Genomic DNA, 16,133 nt, shown 5'->3' on the forward strand with positions numbered 1-16,133 from the left:
TGCCAAGGTAGCGCTCTACGGCGCCCCCCTCTGTCCTGCCGGACATCTCCCCCTCAAGGGGGGAGATTGGCTGTCATCACGGCTTTCGCCAATCTTCAACGTTGCAGGAATGCGTGGGGCGGTGAAGCTGCCGATCTCCCCCCTTGAGGGGGAGATGTCCGGCAGGACAGAGAGGGGTGACATAGAGCGCTGATTTGGATCATTCGCACTGCCCAAGGATGTCATGCAACACGGGTAACAGAGATCTCGCCCAGCAAAAAAACCTCGCCGCTCAACAGCCGTAGCTCAACCTCGCCGGTCACGGTGCGGCCCAACTCGGCTCGACCGGCATCGACCAACTCGCCAATGGCAGCCATCACCATCGACTTCGCGTCCTCTAGGCTGACGGCACCGTTGACGGCGTTCTGGACATTCGCACCGGCGGTGGAGGACCTTGCCATGGTGCGCATCGCCGGTCCTCGTCAGGTCCGCGAAGACCGGTTGGCCTCGCCGGATACCACTTCACGGTCGAGCAGCGCGCGCTTGCGCTCGGCGCCCCAGGCATAGCCGGACAGGGCGCCGTCTTTCCGGATCACGCGGTGGCAGGGAATTGCGATCGCATGCGCGTTGGCGGCGCAGGCAGCGGCGATGGCGCGGGTTGCTCTGGGCGCGCCGATGCGCTCGGCGATCTCGGCGTAGGAAACCGTGCTGCCAGCCGGGATGTCGCGCAAGGCCTGCCAGACGCGCTGCTGGAAGGCGGTGCCGCGCACGTCGAGCGGCAGGTCGAGACCAAGCCGGGGCGCCTCGACGAGGCCGACGACGCGGGCGACCAGCGCCTCGTAGTCGCGGTCGCCGCCGATCAGCCGCGCCCTGGGGAAGCGGTCCTGCAGGTCGCGCACCAGCACGTCCGGATCGTCGCCGAGCAGGATCGAGGCGACGCCCTTGCGGCTCGACGCGACCAGGATGGCGCCGAGCGAGGTCTCGCCGACGGCGAAGCGGATGTCTTCATGCGCGCCGCCGGCTCTGTAGCGCGTCGGTGTCATGCCCAGCATGCCGGTGGACTTTTCGTAGAAGCGTCCGCTCGAATTGAAGCCGGCATCGTAGATCGCCACGGTCACGCTGGCGCCGTCCTCCAGGCCCTGGCGGACCCGGGCGGCGCGGTGTGCGGCGGCATAGTCCTTCGGCGTCAGGCCGGTGATCGCCTTGAAGACGCGGTGGAAATAGCCGGCGCTGCGGCCGGCGGCGGCGGCCAATTCGGCGAGCGAGGGTTCCGCCTCGCTCTGCTCGATGAACCGGCAGGCCTCGGCGACCATTGCCGCATTGCCGGCCTCGAGCGAGGGGCCATCCGGGTTGCAGCGCCGGCAGGCGCGAAAGCCGGTCGCCTTCGCCTGAGCCAGCGTGTCGTGCAGTTGCACATTGCCGGGATTGGCGCGCCGCGACGGGCAGGAGGGCCGGCAATAGACGCCGGTCGTCGCCACCGAATACCAGAATTGCCCGTCGGCCTCCTTGTCGCGCGCGACGATGCGCGCCCAGCGCGGGTCGTCAGCCACCGGCAGCGGCGTCGATTTCAGATCTTTGGCGAGAGTGATGAACATGGCCGTATTGAAGCTGTCTCGGGTCTGCTCCGCCACCCGTTTCCTGCCAACTGTCAGGAGAGCCCCTAAGCCGCGCGCTTAGGCTCTACCGCAAACGGGCTGAGCCCAAGCCAGGTCTGCATCTTTTTTCCGATGGCCTGGTCGCCGGTCAGGGAAACCTTCGTGCCGGCCTTCTCGACCGTGAGCAATCCCATCCAGATCGCCGTCATCGTGTGCAGGTCGGTCGAGACGTAGAGATCGACGTCGAAGCCCGGATCGTACCAGCACAGATCGACCTCGCCATGCTTCTCGACGATCAGCCACCAGGACCGTTTGGATGCCGGGAGATCCTGATACAGAAATTGTATCACCGTGCGTCCCTCGTGCAGCGGCGAGGGGTTCAAATTGCGCCGCATGTCCCACATCAGCAACGACGGATCGAGGTTTTTGAGCGACAGCCGGGACTCGACCCATTTCTGCCCCCAAAAACCCATCGCCTCGACGACCGGGCGCAAATCGCGGCCGGCTTCAGTCAGCCGATAGTCGAAAATTCCCTTCTCGCCCTGGATCTCCTTGCGTTCGACGATCCCCGCCAGCTCCAGCTCCTTCAGCCGTTGCGACAGAAGGGTTGGCGACATCTTTGGCACGCCGCGGCGCAGGTCGTTAAAGCGGGTCGAGCCCGCCACCAATTCGCGCAGCAACACCATCGTCCAGCGGGTGCACAGCACCTCGGCGGCCATCGATAGCGGGCAGAACTGCTTGTATCCGTGCTGGGTCATGATTGGTGTTCCTCCCTCGAAGCTGGGATGAACATTAGCCCTTCATGATTGAAGCGGCGAGTACAGAAACTGTACCGGCCCAGTACAGATCGCGGACTGGTTGGCGGGAGCCCTGCCATGCGAGCCCTTTGGCCGGTGCACGGGATACCCCTGTGCGCCGCAACCAGGAGACTACCCATGACTGCTTACGTAATCGCGGACATCAAGATGAACGACCCGAAATGGGTGCCGGCCTACGCCGCCTCGGTGCACGACATCGTCCACAAGCATGGCGGCAAATATCTGTCGCGCAGCGGCAATGTGAAGACGCTTGAAGGCAAGCCGCTCGATACCACGCTGATCGCCTTGATGGCGTTCCCGTCGGAAGCGGCGGCGCGCGCCTTCACCAACGATCCGGCCTATGCGCCTTTCGTTTCGGCGCGTCAGGGTGGCAGTGACAGCCGCTTCCAGCTGATCGACGACACCGATCTGGCGGGAACGATCCCGTATCTGCCGAAGGGATGATCCTTCCCCGACACATCGAATTCGGGGTCGCCAAGCAACAACAGTCACGGCGCTTGCCTGCCGGGCCTCCGTATTTTCGGCGGCCGGCCAGCCGTGCTTTTTCAAGAAGAATGGAATGGATATGAGATCAAATCTTCGCAACAGGCTCGTCATGGCAGGGGCCATGCTGGCTGTCTGCACCAGCGTCGCATGGGCGCATCAGGAAGCGGCTGAAGCCGCATCCGGCCCCAACCCGCTGGCCGACAAGGTACGAGCCGCGAACAGCCGGTTCCTTGACGTCAAGGCGGCGACCGCCGAGGGCTATGCGCCCATTCCCTGCGCCAGCGGCATCACCGGTGGCGCCATGGGCATCCACTACGTCAACGGCCAGTATCTGAAGGACGACAAGATCGACATCGCCCGGCCTGAAGCCGTGATGTACGAGCCGATGGCCGACGGCCGGCTTAAGCTGGTGGCGGTCGAGTACATCACCTCGAAGGGCCCGGCCTCGCTCGAGGGGCAACTGTTCAACTTTAACAGCGCCCCCAACCGCTACGGCCTGGGTGAATTCTACGAACTGCATGTCTGGGCCTGGAAGGGCAACCCGACGGGCGCTTTCGCCGACATGAACCCGAAAGTGTCATGCGAACACGCGATGGCGCCGAGCCAGTAAGCTCAGCAAGCACTGAAGCCAGGCGGTGCCTATGCCGCCTGGCCCTGACGTCGTTTCGCGTGACCTGCCTTCAGGTGGCCTTGATCAAGCCGAGCTGGGTCAATGCCGCGACGCCGTCGTCGAGGCCGATCTCCTCGACGATCCGGCCGTCGATCACTTTCAGCACCGTGGTGCCGGTGAAGCGCATCGTGCGGCCGGTGGCGGCGGGCAGCGAACCGGCCAGGAAATCGCTGAAGGCCGGGCCGGTGTGGGTGCCGCCGCCTTCCCACTGACCGACGACATAGTCGCCTTCGGCGATGAGATCGGCGGTCGCCCAGAAGTTGAGATCCGTGAAGGCGGCGCGGAAGTCGGTCATGAAGGCCTTGATGTCGTCGCGGCCGTTGCGCGGTTCGTGCAAGGAATATTTGAGCAGCATGTCGGGCGCGGCAATGTCGTCGACGACGCTGAGATCGCAGGTTTCACCCCAGAAGTCGGTGAACCATCTGACGACGACGGCCTTGTTGTCTTCTTGCTTGGTCATTGGGAGGTCCTCTTCCTGTTTGCTAGGGGTCATCGGCGCTGCCGATGACCCGGGATCATCGGAACTGCCGATGACCTGGGATCATCGGAACTGCCGATGACCTGGGATCATCGGAACTGCCGATGACCTGGGATCACCGGTCTTCGCCGATGACCTGGGCAAGCACTAGGAGGATCCGGCGGTCGCAAAACTCCGGTTCTTGCCGGCCAATCGAAAGACGGGGTTGTGGACGAGAAGGCAGGGACGCCGCCCATGCCGCGTCCGGTAACTGTTTCTTCTCTGGTTTTGCTGCAGATTGCCCCCTGGCGGGGATGAGCGAAACAGAAGATGGCGCGTCAGGGCAAGAAAAGTCGCAATGGAGAGTTTTGGGCGCTGGCGCTCGAACGCGCTCATCTTGGCGTCTGGGACTGGGATATTGCCAACGGCAGCTGCTTCTATTCGCCGACATGGTGGCGCATGCTCGGCTATGAGGAGGGCGAGCTTGCCGACACGGCCGATCTCTGGCTGCAACTGACGCATCCCGACGACCGCGAGCGGGCGCTGGCCAGCGGCGACCGCCACATTGCCGGCCTGACCGATACCATCGAGACCGAACTGCGGCTGAAGCACAAGGATGGCCATTGGGTGTGGGTGCTCGACCGCGGCGGCATCGTCGAGCGTGGTGCGGACGGGAAGCCGCTGCGGCTGATGGGCGTGCAGACGGACATTTCGAAGCAGAAGGCGGCCGAAGCCGCGCTTGAACAGGTGAATGTGCGCTTCGGCCTGGCGCTCGCCGCGAGCGGCACCGGCATCTGGCACTATGACATGGCCACCAACAAGAGCTATTGGGACGCCCGTACCAGGGACATATTCGGCCTCGTTGCCGACACCGACGAGGTGACGGGCGACCTCTGGCACAGTTTTCTGCATCCCGATGACAAGGAAGCCACCGAGCGCGCGCACCAGCCGACACCCGGATCGGATGCGGTTACCGCCTCGCAATACCGCATCGTCAAGCGCGACGGCGAGATCCGCCATGTCGAATCGCTGGTGCGTTTCGTCGCCGCCGCGGGTGCCGCCGGCCAGATCCTCGGCACGGTGCGCGACATCACCGAGGACAAGCTGCGCGAACAGGAACTGGCCTTCGCCGCCCGCCACGACGCGCTGACCGGCCTGTGGAACCGCTCCGCCTTCGACAGGCTGCTTGCCGAGCATATCGCCACGGGCGTGCCGCTGGCCGTGTTCTATGTCGATCTCGACTACTTCAAGGCGCTCAACGATTTCGCCGGCCATGCCGCCGGCGATCTGGCGCTGAAGAGCGTGGCCACGGGCATTGGCCGCTGCCTGCCGCCATCGGCGCATGCGGCGCGCCTGGGTGGCGACGAGTTTGCCCTGCTGGTGCCGCATTGCGACGCGGAGCAGGCCGAGCGGCTGGCCGGTGCAATCCTGGCGGCCGTGCGCGGTGCGGATCTCGGCCTTGCCGCGACCTCGCGGCGGCTGGCGGCAAGCATCGGCATTGCCATGGTCCATGACCACACCACCACGGTCGCCGACGCGCTCGCCTGCGCCGACGACGCCTGCTACGCGGCCAAGGCCGCGGGGCGCGACCGTTTCGCGGTATTCTCGGCCGAGGCCAATTCCGGCGGCCTCAATGCGGCGCGGCTCGCCGCCGACACGGTCGACGCCTTGGAGGACGGAAGGCTGAAACTGTTCGGCCAGGAGATCCACCGCTTGGGCCGGCCCTGGCAGGAAAGCCGCCATGTCGAGGTGCTGGCGCGGCTTGTCGGGCGCAGCGGCCGGCTGATCCCGCCGGGCGAATTCATCCCGGCCGCGGAGCGCTTCGGCATTGCCGCCAGGCTCGATCGCTGGATCATCCGCACCGCGCTCTCGCTGCACGGCGCGGCGATGAAGTCCGGCGTGATCACGCTCGGCTTCAACCTGTCGGCGCAGACGCTGAGCGATCCGGGGCTGTGGGACTTCGTCGACAGCATCATCGAGGAAACCGGAGCGCCGCATTCCGGCATCGGCTTCGAGATCACCGAAACCGCCGCCGTCACCAATTTCGACGCCGCCGAGACGTTCGTGCGCAAGGCGCGCGAGCGGCGCTGCCGGGTCAGTCTCGACGATTTCGGCGCCGGCATGAGCTCGTTCGAATATCTCAGGCGCTTTCCGGTCGACGCCATCAAGATCGATGGTTCCTTCATCGAGCACATCACCGAAAGCCGCTTCGACCGCGAAATCGTGCTGGCCATCACGAGCATCGGCCGCAGCCTCGGCTGCGATGTGGTCGGCGAGAAGATCGAGCGTCAGGACACGCTTGGCATGCTCAGCGACATGGGCGTCGCCTTCGGCCAGGGGTTCCTGCTGCATCGGCCGGAACCGCTGGAGCAGGTTGTCACCCGCGCCACCGCAACGGCTGGCGCGGTCCGCAAGGCATCGTAATCAAGGCATCGTCATCATTGCCGCGCTGCCGAGCGCGGAAATTCCAGCACCCCGGTCTCGGGCCGCCTGTGCTGGGCCTCCACCACGGTTTCGATCAACTGGTCGAGGACCTCGCACGCAGAGCGGCTGGCCTCGTCATTGCCGCGCAGATAGTGATAGGCGCGCTCAAGATGGATGCGGGCAGCTGAAAAATCGCTGGTCAATGGTCCCTCCATGATCCCGCCCTAATGTATCTTGGCCTGCCTGGCGGAACGCGGGGTAAATATCCACAGTCGGGTTTTATTCAAATGCCGCCGGACCTGTCAGGAGTGACGCGGCCGAGGCTTTGCCGTGGCTTGCGGCACGGCTAGGCTGCCCGTTCACCAGCCGAAGGAGGGATCATGATCGTCCAGGCCTGCATCAATGGCGCGCGCCCGCGCGATTTCCACCCAAGGCTGCCGCTGACGGCGCAGGCGATGGCCGGCGACGCGGCGGCGTGCTTGGCGGCTGGTGCGGCCGAACTGCACATCCATCCGCGCGGCGCGGACGGACGCGAAAGCCTGGCTGCGGTCGACGGAACCGTGCTTGCCGTGCGCCGGGCTTGCCCCGGCACATTCGTCGGCGTCTCGACCGGCGCCTGGATCGAGAGCGATGTCGCGCGGACCCGTGCGGCGATCGCCGGCTGGCGCGAACTGCCCGACTATGCCTCGGTCAATCTGTCGGAGGCCGATGCGCCTGCCGTGATGGAGCTGCTGCGCCAGCGTGGCGTCGGCATCGAGGCGGGGCTTGCCACAATCGCCGACGCCGAGCGCTTCGTGGCGCTTGCCGACCACGACCGAGTTCTACGCATCCTGATCGAGATCGACATCCAGGATTTGTCCGCCGCACTTGAGGAAGCGCAAGGCATCGCCGCCGTGCTCGAACGCACCGGAGTGCGGCGGCCGATCCTGCTGCATGGCGTCGATGCCACCGTCTGGCCGTTCGTGGAGCTTGCCCACAACAAACGCTGGTCAACGCGCGTCGGGTTGGAAGACGGCAAGACGCTGGCCGATGGTACAGCGGCGAAGGACAATGCGGAAATCGTTGCGGCGGCTGTTTCGGTGTTCCGGTCGGCCGGCTGAACGGCTCAGTCCTGCCCGCCGGCTGGTGCTGTCCATGTGCGAAGGATGTGTTTCTGGATCTTGCCGGACGCGGTGCGCGGCAGCGCATCAGTGAGCAGGAACTCCTTTGGCACCTTGTAGCGGGCGATGCGGGCGCGGCAATGGTTTGCCAGATCGGCCGGCTCGACAACGCAACCGGGTTTGACCACGACAAAGGCGCGCCCGACTTCGCCCCAGCGCTCGTCGGCGATGCCGATCACGGCTGCCTCTGTGATGTCGGGATGATCGAGCAGCGCTGTCTCGATTTCGGCCGGATAGACATTCTCGCCACCGGAGATGAACATGTCCTTGCGGCGGTCGACGAGGGTGACGAAGCCTTCTTCATCCTGCCGCGCGATGTCGCCGGTGCGGAACCAGCCATCGGCGGTGAAGGCCCGCTCCGTCTCTTCCGGCCGGTTCCAGTAGCCTGATGTGATCGAGGGACCGGACAGCCAGATCTCGCCAGGCACGCCGGCCGCGACGTCACGGCCGTCCTCGTCGACAATGCGCAGACCGATCATCGGTGCCGGCAGGCCGGCCGAGCCGGCCTTGCCTGCGATCCGGTCGGCCTGAACCGGCATGCCAAGCACGGTGCCGGCCTCCGTCATGCCGAAGCCGTCGACCATGCGGACGCCCTGCGCCAGCCACCAGTTGATATCGGCGGCCGGATTTGGCGCGCCGCCGGTGAAGATGGCGGTCAGCGAGCTCCAGCGTGCCGGGGCAAAATCCGGGTGGTCGCGCAGCATCCCAGCCATCTGCGGTACGCAGAAATAGTGGGTGACGCCGAGCGCGGGATCGGCGAGGCGGCGATTGGTGGCGCCGGCGTCAAAGCCGGGTGAGATCAGCACCGTGCCGCCCTGAAGCAGCGGCGGACGCAGATTGGTGATGAGGCCGATGACATGGAACATCGGTGCGTCGCAGAGGAAGATGCTGGCATTGCCGACCCGGCCCAGCACGCCGAAATTGACCGCCGTGGCGAAGGCATTGCGCTCGGTGACGATGACGCCTTTCGGCCGGCCCGACGTGCCCGATGTGTAGAGGATGATCGAGGGCGCATCGCCGGCGGGCAGGGGACGACGCGGTGCCGGTGCCTGCGCCTCAACCGCTTTCGTGAAACTGGCGACTTCAACAGGGATGCAGCGCCTGGTCAGCGTCAGGTCGATGGCGGCGTCATGCAGCAGGAACACCGGGTCGCAGTCCTCCAGGATCGCCTGCTGTTCGGCGCCGGCGAGCCGCCAGTTGAGCGGCACGAAGATGGCGCCGAGCCGCATCGCCGCCTGCTGCAGGATCAGCAGATCGGCGCTGTTGCGGGCAAGCGTGGCGATCCGCTGTCCCGGTTCGACGCCGTGGCCGCTTTCGAGAACGCCCACCGTGCGCTGGATGGCCTCGTCGAAGGCGCGATAGGTCCAGCGCCGGCCGGATGCAAGGTCGACACAAGCGAGGCGATCCGGCTGCGCGCCGGCATGCAGGACCACTGGATCAGGTGTTGTCCAGTCCGGCATTCGCATCTCCTCCCAGATTGCGTCGGTGGCTCGCGTCACCTTGCCTTGTCGTAAGCCCCGAGACCGGGCTTGTAGCTCTTTTCGTCGATGAACTGGCGGATGCCTTCCTTGCGGCCCGAATTGTCGTGGAAGTTCGCCGCCTCCTGCGCCCGCACGAGATAGTCCTCGGCATTGTCGTAGGTCATCTCGGCGACGCGCCGGATGGCGTCCTTGGTCGCCTTCAGCGCAATCGGATTCTTCTTCAAAAGGATGTTGGCGACCTCGGTGACGCGCGCCTTCAACTCCGCCAGCGGCAAGCTTTCATTGACCAGTTTCCAGGCGGCGGCCTTCCGGCCGTCGATGAGTTCGCCGGTCAGCGCGTGGTACATGGCGTCGCGCATCGACAGGAGGTCGACCACCACCTTGGTGGCGCCGCCGCCGGGCAGGATGCCCCAGTTGATCTCGGACAAAGCGAACTGTGCCTCGTCGGCGGCGAAGGCGAGGTCGCAAGCGAAGAGCGGACCATAGCCGCCACCAAAGCACCAGCCATTGACCATGGCGATGGTCGGCTTGCCGTACCAGCGCAGCCGCCGCCACCAGCCATAGGCTTCGGACTGGGCCTTGCGGATGGCGCCCAGCCCCTTGGCCTCGGTTTCGCGGAAATATTCCTTGAGGTCCATGCCCGCCGACCAGGCGCTGCCTTCGCCGGACAGCACCAGCACGCCGACATCGTCGCGGAACTCGAGCTCGTCGAGAACCTCCATCATGCGCCGGTTGAGCGCCGGGTTCATGCAATTGCGCTTGTCCGGCCGGTTGAAGCGCACCCAGGCGATGCCGTTCTCGACATCGAAGGCAACTGTCTCTTCGGTCATGGTCGGCGTCCTCCCGTTCCGTATTGGTGTTGGTGAAATCGCTATGGTGCATAGCTATAGTGATTGCTATGTCGCATAGTCTTTTTCGCTTGACAAGAGGGGGTGATCGCGGCGATCGGTTGCAACATGGATGATACAAAGGTTCACGCCAGTACTGTCGCCCAAGGTGCGATGACTGAGGACGCGCTCGACGCGCAGATCGGCTACAATCTGAGGCGCGCCTCAGCCTGTGCCTTGAATGATTTCGCGATCGAACTGGCCGATGCGGCGCTGCGCCCGGTGACCTACGGCATGCTGGCACTGATCGACGAGAAGCCCGGGATCCGCGCCGCCGAACTCTGCCGCCTGCTTGGCATGAAGAGCGCCAACATGGCGCCGCTGCTGGCCGAGCTGGAAGAGCGCGGGCTGGTCGAGCGCGACGACCATGCGCAGGACAAGCGTGTGCGGGTGCTGACGCTGACGCAGGCAGCCAGACAAGCGATGCCCGGATGGCGGCGACAGGTTCGCAGGCACGAGGACCGGTTCCTGCACCGGCTGACGAAAAAGGAGCGGGCGACGCTGCTGCGCATGCTGCGCCTGATCTGGACGGACGAAGACTGAGGGTATCTTCCGTCAGCGGAAAGCCGTGGTGTGGAAAGTTTCTGAAACAAGCGTGCTGCTTATTTCAGAAACCGCCTGAGAACGTGAAATAGCTGTCGGAAGCTGGTCACGAGCGCGGCATGGACGACGTCGAGCGAAGGGCCCAAAATTCACGCCGCCGCAAGGGCCAGGAAGCGGTCGGGCGCCAGTGCCGCGGCGGTGACCCCGAGCGCCGTGACATCGCCGGGCAGGGGCTCGCCGCGCATCAACGCCGCGCTGAGACGTGCCAGTGTCAGCGAGACCTGAAAACCGTAGCCGCCCTGGCCGCCGAGCCAGAAGAAACCGGGCAGGCGCGGGTCGAAGCCGGCGACCGGCGTGCGGTCGGGCGCGAAGGTGCGCAGGCCCGCCCATGGCGTCGAGGGACGGCCGATGCGCATCGACGTCGCCTGTTCGATGCGGTCGACGGCGATGGCGACGTCGATGTCTTCGGGATATGCGTCGCAAGGCTCGGAGTCCGTTTCGTCGGCAAGCGAGCCGATCAGCCTGCCGGCATCGGGCTTGAAGTAGAATTGTTCGTGCAAATCGACCACCAGCGGCCAGTTGGATATGTCCGTGCCTCCAGGCGGATCGAACAGGAAGGCGGTGCGGCGTTTGGGCTGAAAGCCGAGGCCGGAGAGCCCGGCCAGGCCGGCGACGACATCGACCCAGGCGCCGGCGGCGTTGACGACGATGTTGGCCTGATGGGTGCCGGCATTGGTGATGACGCGGAAGCCGTTTCCGGTACGAGCGATCTCGCGGACTTCCTCGCCGGTGCGGATCAAGCCGCCGCTGGCCTTCAGCGCCGAGGCGCTGGCGGCCAGCATCTTGCCGGTGTCGACATCCACCGCGTCGGGCTCATAGACGCCGCCGCAGGTGGCCTCAGTGGCAATGACCGGAACCAGCGCGTGCAGCTCGGCCGCCGACAGGCGGCGCACGCTGGGCACCAGCGCCTGCAATTCGCCGGCCAGTCTGTCTATTGCCGCGTCGTCGCCGCGCCAGCCGACATGCAGCGCGCCGCGCCGATGAGCGACAAACCCGCCCTCGAATATTTGCTGCCGGCTGGCCAGCGTCAGCCCGCGCACCAGCCGGTTGCCATAGGTCTCGGTGAACAAGGCGGCGGAGCGGCCGCTGGCATGATAGCCGAGATGCGGCTCGCGCTCGATGACGGTGACATCACCCCAGTCGCGCAAGGCCGCGGCCAGGGAAAGCCCGGCAATGCCGCCGCCGATGACGATGATTCTTTTGGAGGGATTCGACTGCATCCATCTCTCGTATCGCCGCGCCATGGAGCTGACAATGTCGGAGCAACCGAACCTTGGTGATTGTCTGCGCCTCAATCGCCAATGTGAAGCCGGACGCGTTGCCGCCGGTCTAGACCGGCGGCCTTTCCCCCGCATCGAGCAGCCATTGCCGCACGGCTTGCGTCGGTTCGGGATGGCGCTGCTTTCTCGGCATCACGACATAAAAGTCCTGCGTGCCGCGCATTTCACCGCTGACCGGCTGGACCAGCCGGCCGGCGGCGAGATCGGCGGCTACGAGGAAGCGGCTGGCCAGTGCGATGCCCTGGCCGGCGATGGCGGCGTCGATGGCGAGGCTGGTCTGGTTGAAGCGCATGCGTTTCAGTTCGGTCGTCATCTTCAGGCCGACAGCCCTTTCCATGAATTCCGGCCACAGATTGTGCGCATCGTGCAGCAGGACATGATGGTGGATTTCGGCCGCGGCGATTTCGCCTGTGCCGGCCGGCAGCAGGGCCGGGCTGCAGATGGCGATGATCTGCTGGGGAAACAGAAGATCGACGATCAGGCCGGCGCCGAAGGGCGGGCGGCCCTGGCGCACGGCGATGTCGACGCCATCGGCCTGGAAACTCGACAGGCTCTCGCTGGCCAGCACGCGCAGGTCGACAAGTGGATTGTGCGCCACGAAATCCTGCAGCCTGGGGATCAGCCATTTGGTGGCGAAGCTCGGCGTCACGCTGATCGTCAGCCGCGCCGGCTCGGGGCACAGCAGCAGCGTCGCCTCCGAGATGAGGTCGAAGGCGCGGCGGATGTTGGGTACATAGGCGCGGCCCTCGTCGGTCAGCGCCAGGCCGCGCGGCAGCCGCTCGAACAGTTTTGTGCCGAGATCGGCCTCCAGCCCGCGAATGTGCTGGGCGACCGCCCCTTGCGTGACGTTCAGCTCCTCGGCGGCGATGCGGAAGTTGAGATGGCGCGCCGAGGCCTCGAAGGCGCGCAGCGCATTCAACGGCGGCAGGCTGAGGAAGGCTTCGGGCATGCAGGAGTTTTTCTACTGGTTGATTTCAGGCATTCTGGTTCGAACCGGTTGAAAAAACCAGCTATATCACTGCTCAGATCCCGAAAACGCCGCTTGCGGTGCCCGCCAACTCGAAAAGGAAAATCCGATGAGTGTAGAAAAAGTAGCCGTTGTCGTGGCCGGTGGCAGCGGCATGGGCGCGGCGGCTGCCAAGCGGCTGGCGGCGGACGGCTTTCAGGTCGCCATCCTGTCCTCCTCGGGCAAGGGCGAGGCGCTGGCCAAGGAGTTGGGCGGGCTCGGCGTCACCGGCTCCAACCAGTCGAACGACGATCTGCAGCGGCTCGTCGACCAGACGCTCGAAAAGTGGGGCCGCATCGACGTGCTGGTCAACAGCGGCGGCCACGGCCCGCGCGCGCCGATCCTCGAGATATCAGACGAGCAGTGGCACACCGGCATGGATGTCTACCTGCTCAACGTCGTCAGGCCGGTGCGCATTGTCGCGCCGCAGATGGTCAAGCAGAAGGGCGGCGCCATCATCAACATCTCGACCGCCTGGGTCGCCGAGCCGAACGCGATGTTCCCGACCTCGGCCGTGTTCCGCGCCGGCCTTCAAGCCTACACCAAGATCTTCTCCAACACTTATGCCGCCGACAATGTGCGTATGAACAATGTGCTGCCCGGCTGGATCGACAGCTTGCCGGCGACCGAGGAGCGCCGCGACAACGTGCCGATGCAGCGCTACGGCACGAGCGAGGAAGTGGCGGCGACGATTGCTTTTCTGGCTTCGGAAGGCGCTGGCTATATCACCGGGCAGAACATCCGTGTCGATGGGGGTGTTATCCGGGCGCTGTGAGGCAGGCGAGGAAGGACCGAGCTTAAGCCGTCAAGGCCTCTGGCTGGTCAAAAAGCGCATGAAGCTCGGAGACCGGCATTGGGCGCCCAAACAACCAGCCCTGCACATCCGTGCAGCCATTCTCCCGGACCAGGCGATACTGATCCTCTATCTCGACGCCTTCGGCGGTCGTCGTCATGCCGAGCGTGGTGCCGAGTTCGGCGACGGCCTTGACGATCGCCCGGCTTTCGCTGCTCTCGCACATCAGGCTGACGAAGCTGCGGTCGATCTTGATGCGGTTGAACGGGAACGACCTGAGATAGCTCAGCGAGGAATAGCCAGTGCCGAAATCGTCCATGGCTATGGAGATGCCGAGGTCACGCAGGCTGTGCAGCGTTCTCACCGTGTTTTCGTTGTTCGCCAGCAGCACCGACTCGGTGATCTCCAGTTCTAGGCGCGACGGCAGCAGGCCCGAAGCCGCGAGCGCCGAGGCAACCTGAAGCGATAGCCCCTGCTGCTTGAACTGGGCCGGCGAGAGATTGACCGCGACCTTGACGTGCAGGGGCCATTTCGCGGCGTCGGCACAGGCACGCCGCAGGATCCACTCGCCAAGCGCGTCGATGACAGCCGTTTCCTCGGCCAACTGGATGAACTCGGACGGCGCCAGCAGACCGAGGCGCGGATGGTTCCATCGCACCAGCGCTTCGAAGCCGGTGAGTTTGGAGGTTTTTGCGTCGTGCAGCGGTTGATAGTGCAGCACGAACTGCTCTCTGGTCACGCCGAGAGCCAGTTCGGATTCCAGCAGGCGCCGCTCCTGCAGCCTTGCATCCATTCCCGGCTCGAACGACCTGCAGGTACCACGACCCTCCATCTTGGCCTTGTACAGTGCAAGGTCGGCATTGCGGATAAGGGTTTCCGAACGTTGCCCGTCGTCGGGGAAGACGGCGATGCCGATGCTGCCGCCGATGTTGATCTTGTGGCCCTGGATGGAGAATTCGTCGGACAGGGCATGAATGACGCGGCTTGCCAGCACGCCGGCCTCGTCGTTGCCGTCGAGCAGGAGCTGAAGGATGACGAACTCGTCGCCGCCTATTCGCGCCACCATGGCGGTTTCGCCGGCATGCTGTTTCAACCGCTTCGCCACAGCCCCGAGAAGCTCGTCGCCAACCGGATGGCCAAGCGTGTCATTGACCGGCTTGAAACGGTCGAGGTCGACGCAATGGACCGCCAGCTTCTCGCCATCCCTGAGGCTTCTCAGCGCCTCGTCCATGGTGTCGGCCAGGAGGCCCCGGTTGGGCAGGCCGGTGAGAATGTCATGCGTGGCGAGGTGCTGGATCTCGGCGGTGCGTTCCTCGACCCGCAGTTCCAACGTCTCGGCGGCATTCGCCTGCATCATCATTGCACGCCCGATCGCATACCAGCAGGCCAGCGCCAGCAACGTGACCACGGCTACCGCCGCATAGCCGGCCAGCTCGAATCCCCGCACGGACTGGGCGTCCATGTTGGTGTCGAACCGGCTGTTGGGAAAACCGGCCCAAAGACGCCATGCGCTTCTGGGATCGTTGAGCGAGAGCGGGATGACTTCGGAATAGATCAGATTGGGGTCGGCCGCCGTGAAGGCACGGGAATTGGCCGCAAGCGCCGTCGACATCTTGTGCTGGTCGGATTCAAAGCCGTAGCCCGAATTGGCGATGACGTAGTCGGTGCTCGGCAAGAGTTTGCGCAGCGCCGAGGTGAGCATGATCGCCGAGACGGAGCCGCGCAGGCTGCCGTCTTGGCCGAACACCGGAACCGAGAGGATGAAGCCGGAGCGATCGGCATCATTGCCGGTATGGATGAAATCGGTGTTGTCGCAGGTGATGAGCTCCTTGGTGCCGATGATCGGCACGTTGAGCCCGTCGATGGCGCTTGAATTCGGATAGTTCGCCTTCAGCCAGGCAAGCTGCTTGGCCAGTTCATGGTACTCATAGGTTTCGACCTCTTCTGGGGGCCGGGTCAGCGCATTGTCGTCGAGCTTCGCGTGCTTGGCGCCGCCGGCGGCATCGGATCGCGCCTTGGCATTCACGATCAGCTGGTCGAACTGAAGGATCGGCTCCTCGAGCTTGCCGGTCGCGGTATCGAAGCGATCCGGATCGAAATCCAGCGGCAGGAAGTAGACCTCGGAAATCGAGACGTTGTTGGCGAGGTTGTTGTAGATCTGCTGGATCGTCGCGCGGCCTTCGTCGCCAAGGTTCGTGCCATGCCGGTCGAGGTTGCGGACGCTTGGCAGGTAGCTCAGCGTGCGCACATTCTCGTAGACGGCCCGCAAGGCGTCTTCCACCGTTTTGGCTGTCGTCCTGGCCGCCGCCTGGGAGTTTTCGATATAGCGTTGCCTGGCCAGCGCGTAGTCGCGCTGGCTGTCGATGCGCAGCGCCACCAGCATCACCGCGCCGGTCACAAGGATCACAGCAAATCCGACTGCTCGCCTGAATGCGTTCATCGGCTCCCACCATCAATTGGTGAGGGATACTCCAGAGCGGTTTAGGAAGCGCTA

General features: G+C 64.9%; 16 protein-coding genes. 6 read left to right on the plus strand and 10 right to left on the minus strand.

Going from position 1 to position 16,133, the window contains the following annotated elements; genetic code table 11:
• Positions 1-221: 221 nt before the first annotated feature.
• The 3 genes from ACZYHG_RS17715 to ACZYHG_RS17725 form a co-directional block, all read right to left on the minus strand.
• Complete coding sequence (locus tag ACZYHG_RS17715) at positions 222-449, minus strand: hypothetical protein (protein WP_464609657.1); 228 nt, start codon at positions 447-449, stop codon at positions 222-224.
• A 12-nt stretch (positions 450-461) separates the two neighbouring features.
• On the minus strand, positions 462-1,574 hold the full coding sequence (ada, locus tag ACZYHG_RS17720; protein ID WP_464614716.1) for a bifunctional DNA-binding transcriptional regulator/O6-methylguanine-DNA methyltransferase Ada: 1,113 nt from the start codon (positions 1,572-1,574) through the stop codon (positions 462-464).
• 65 nt (positions 1,575-1,639) lie between these two features.
• A complete protein-coding gene (locus ACZYHG_RS17725) occupies positions 1,640-2,332 on the minus strand; it encodes a winged helix-turn-helix transcriptional regulator (RefSeq protein WP_464609658.1) in 693 nt (230 codons plus the stop codon).
• Between the two features lie 177 nt (positions 2,333-2,509).
• Here ACZYHG_RS17725 and ACZYHG_RS17730 point away from each other — a divergent pair, with 177 nt between their 5' ends.
• Both ACZYHG_RS17730 and ACZYHG_RS17735 read left to right on the plus strand, forming a co-directional pair.
• On the plus strand, positions 2,510-2,836 hold the full coding sequence (locus ACZYHG_RS17730; RefSeq protein ID WP_027046421.1) for a DUF1330 domain-containing protein: 327 nt from the start codon (positions 2,510-2,512) through the stop codon (positions 2,834-2,836).
• 115 nt (positions 2,837-2,951) lie between these two features.
• On the plus strand, positions 2,952-3,488 hold the full coding sequence (locus ACZYHG_RS17735) for a hypothetical protein (RefSeq protein WP_464609659.1): 537 nt from the start codon (positions 2,952-2,954) through the stop codon (positions 3,486-3,488).
• 70 nt (positions 3,489-3,558) lie between these two features.
• Here the strand turns inward: ACZYHG_RS17735 and ACZYHG_RS17740 are convergent, their stop codons facing one another.
• A complete protein-coding gene (locus ACZYHG_RS17740) occupies positions 3,559-4,008 on the minus strand; it encodes an ester cyclase (protein WP_464609660.1) in 450 nt (149 codons plus the stop codon).
• Between the two features lie 327 nt (positions 4,009-4,335).
• Between ACZYHG_RS17740 and ACZYHG_RS17745 the strand changes: the two genes are divergently transcribed.
• The gene (locus ACZYHG_RS17745) at positions 4,336-6,429 is read left to right on the plus strand and encodes an EAL domain-containing protein (protein WP_464609661.1); all 2,094 of its coding nucleotides are present in this window, start codon (positions 4,336-4,338) and stop codon (positions 6,427-6,429) included.
• Positions 6,430-6,443: 14 nt separating this feature from the next.
• Here ACZYHG_RS17745 and ACZYHG_RS17750 read toward each other — a convergent pair whose 3' ends face one another.
• A complete protein-coding gene (locus ACZYHG_RS17750) occupies positions 6,444-6,632 on the minus strand; it encodes a hypothetical protein (RefSeq protein WP_027057719.1) in 189 nt (62 codons plus the stop codon).
• Positions 6,633-6,809: 177 nt separating this feature from the next.
• On the opposite strand from ACZYHG_RS17750, the gene ACZYHG_RS17755 reads away from it, so the two are divergent.
• On the plus strand, positions 6,810-7,529 hold the full coding sequence (locus tag ACZYHG_RS17755) for a 3-keto-5-aminohexanoate cleavage protein (protein WP_464609662.1): 720 nt from the start codon (positions 6,810-6,812) through the stop codon (positions 7,527-7,529).
• Between the two features lie 5 nt (positions 7,530-7,534).
• On the opposite strand, the gene ACZYHG_RS17760 is transcribed toward ACZYHG_RS17755, so the two are convergent.
• Complete coding sequence (locus ACZYHG_RS17760; RefSeq protein ID WP_464614717.1) at positions 7,535-9,055, minus strand: AMP-binding protein; 1,521 nt, start codon at positions 9,053-9,055, stop codon at positions 7,535-7,537.
• Between the two features lie 29 nt (positions 9,056-9,084).
• The gene (locus ACZYHG_RS17765) at positions 9,085-9,900 is read right to left on the minus strand and encodes a p-hydroxycinnamoyl CoA hydratase/lyase (protein WP_027057723.1); all 816 of its coding nucleotides are present in this window, start codon (positions 9,898-9,900) and stop codon (positions 9,085-9,087) included.
• Positions 9,901-10,026: 126 nt separating this feature from the next.
• Between ACZYHG_RS17765 and ACZYHG_RS17770 the strand changes: the two genes are divergently transcribed.
• Positions 10,027-10,500, plus strand: coding sequence for a MarR family winged helix-turn-helix transcriptional regulator (locus ACZYHG_RS17770; protein WP_464609663.1), 474 nt, complete (start codon positions 10,027-10,029; stop codon positions 10,498-10,500).
• A gap of 149 nt (positions 10,501-10,649) precedes the next feature.
• Here ACZYHG_RS17770 and ACZYHG_RS17775 read toward each other — a convergent pair whose 3' ends face one another.
• Positions 10,650-11,780 (minus strand): NAD(P)/FAD-dependent oxidoreductase, encoded by a 1,131-nt coding sequence (locus tag ACZYHG_RS17775; protein WP_464609664.1) that lies wholly within the window; start codon positions 11,778-11,780, stop codon positions 10,650-10,652.
• 109 nt (positions 11,781-11,889) lie between these two features.
• Positions 11,890-12,789 carry a transcriptional regulator GcvA gene (gene gcvA / locus ACZYHG_RS17780; RefSeq protein ID WP_464609665.1) on the minus strand — a complete coding sequence of 300 codons (900 nt, stop codon included), beginning with the start codon at positions 12,787-12,789 and terminating at the stop codon, positions 11,890-11,892.
• 127 nt (positions 12,790-12,916) lie between these two features.
• Between gcvA and ACZYHG_RS17785 the strand changes: the two genes are divergently transcribed.
• Entirely contained in the window at positions 12,917-13,621 is a 705-nt protein-coding gene (locus ACZYHG_RS17785; protein ID WP_464609666.1) for an SDR family oxidoreductase, read from the plus strand.
• A 22-nt stretch (positions 13,622-13,643) separates the two neighbouring features.
• On the opposite strand, the gene ACZYHG_RS17790 is transcribed toward ACZYHG_RS17785, so the two are convergent.
• Complete coding sequence (locus tag ACZYHG_RS17790; RefSeq protein WP_464609667.1) at positions 13,644-16,046, minus strand: putative bifunctional diguanylate cyclase/phosphodiesterase; 2,403 nt, start codon at positions 16,044-16,046, stop codon at positions 13,644-13,646.
• Positions 16,047-16,133 lie beyond the last annotated feature (87 nt).

It is taken from the genome of Mesorhizobium subarcticum (assembly GCF_055456085.1).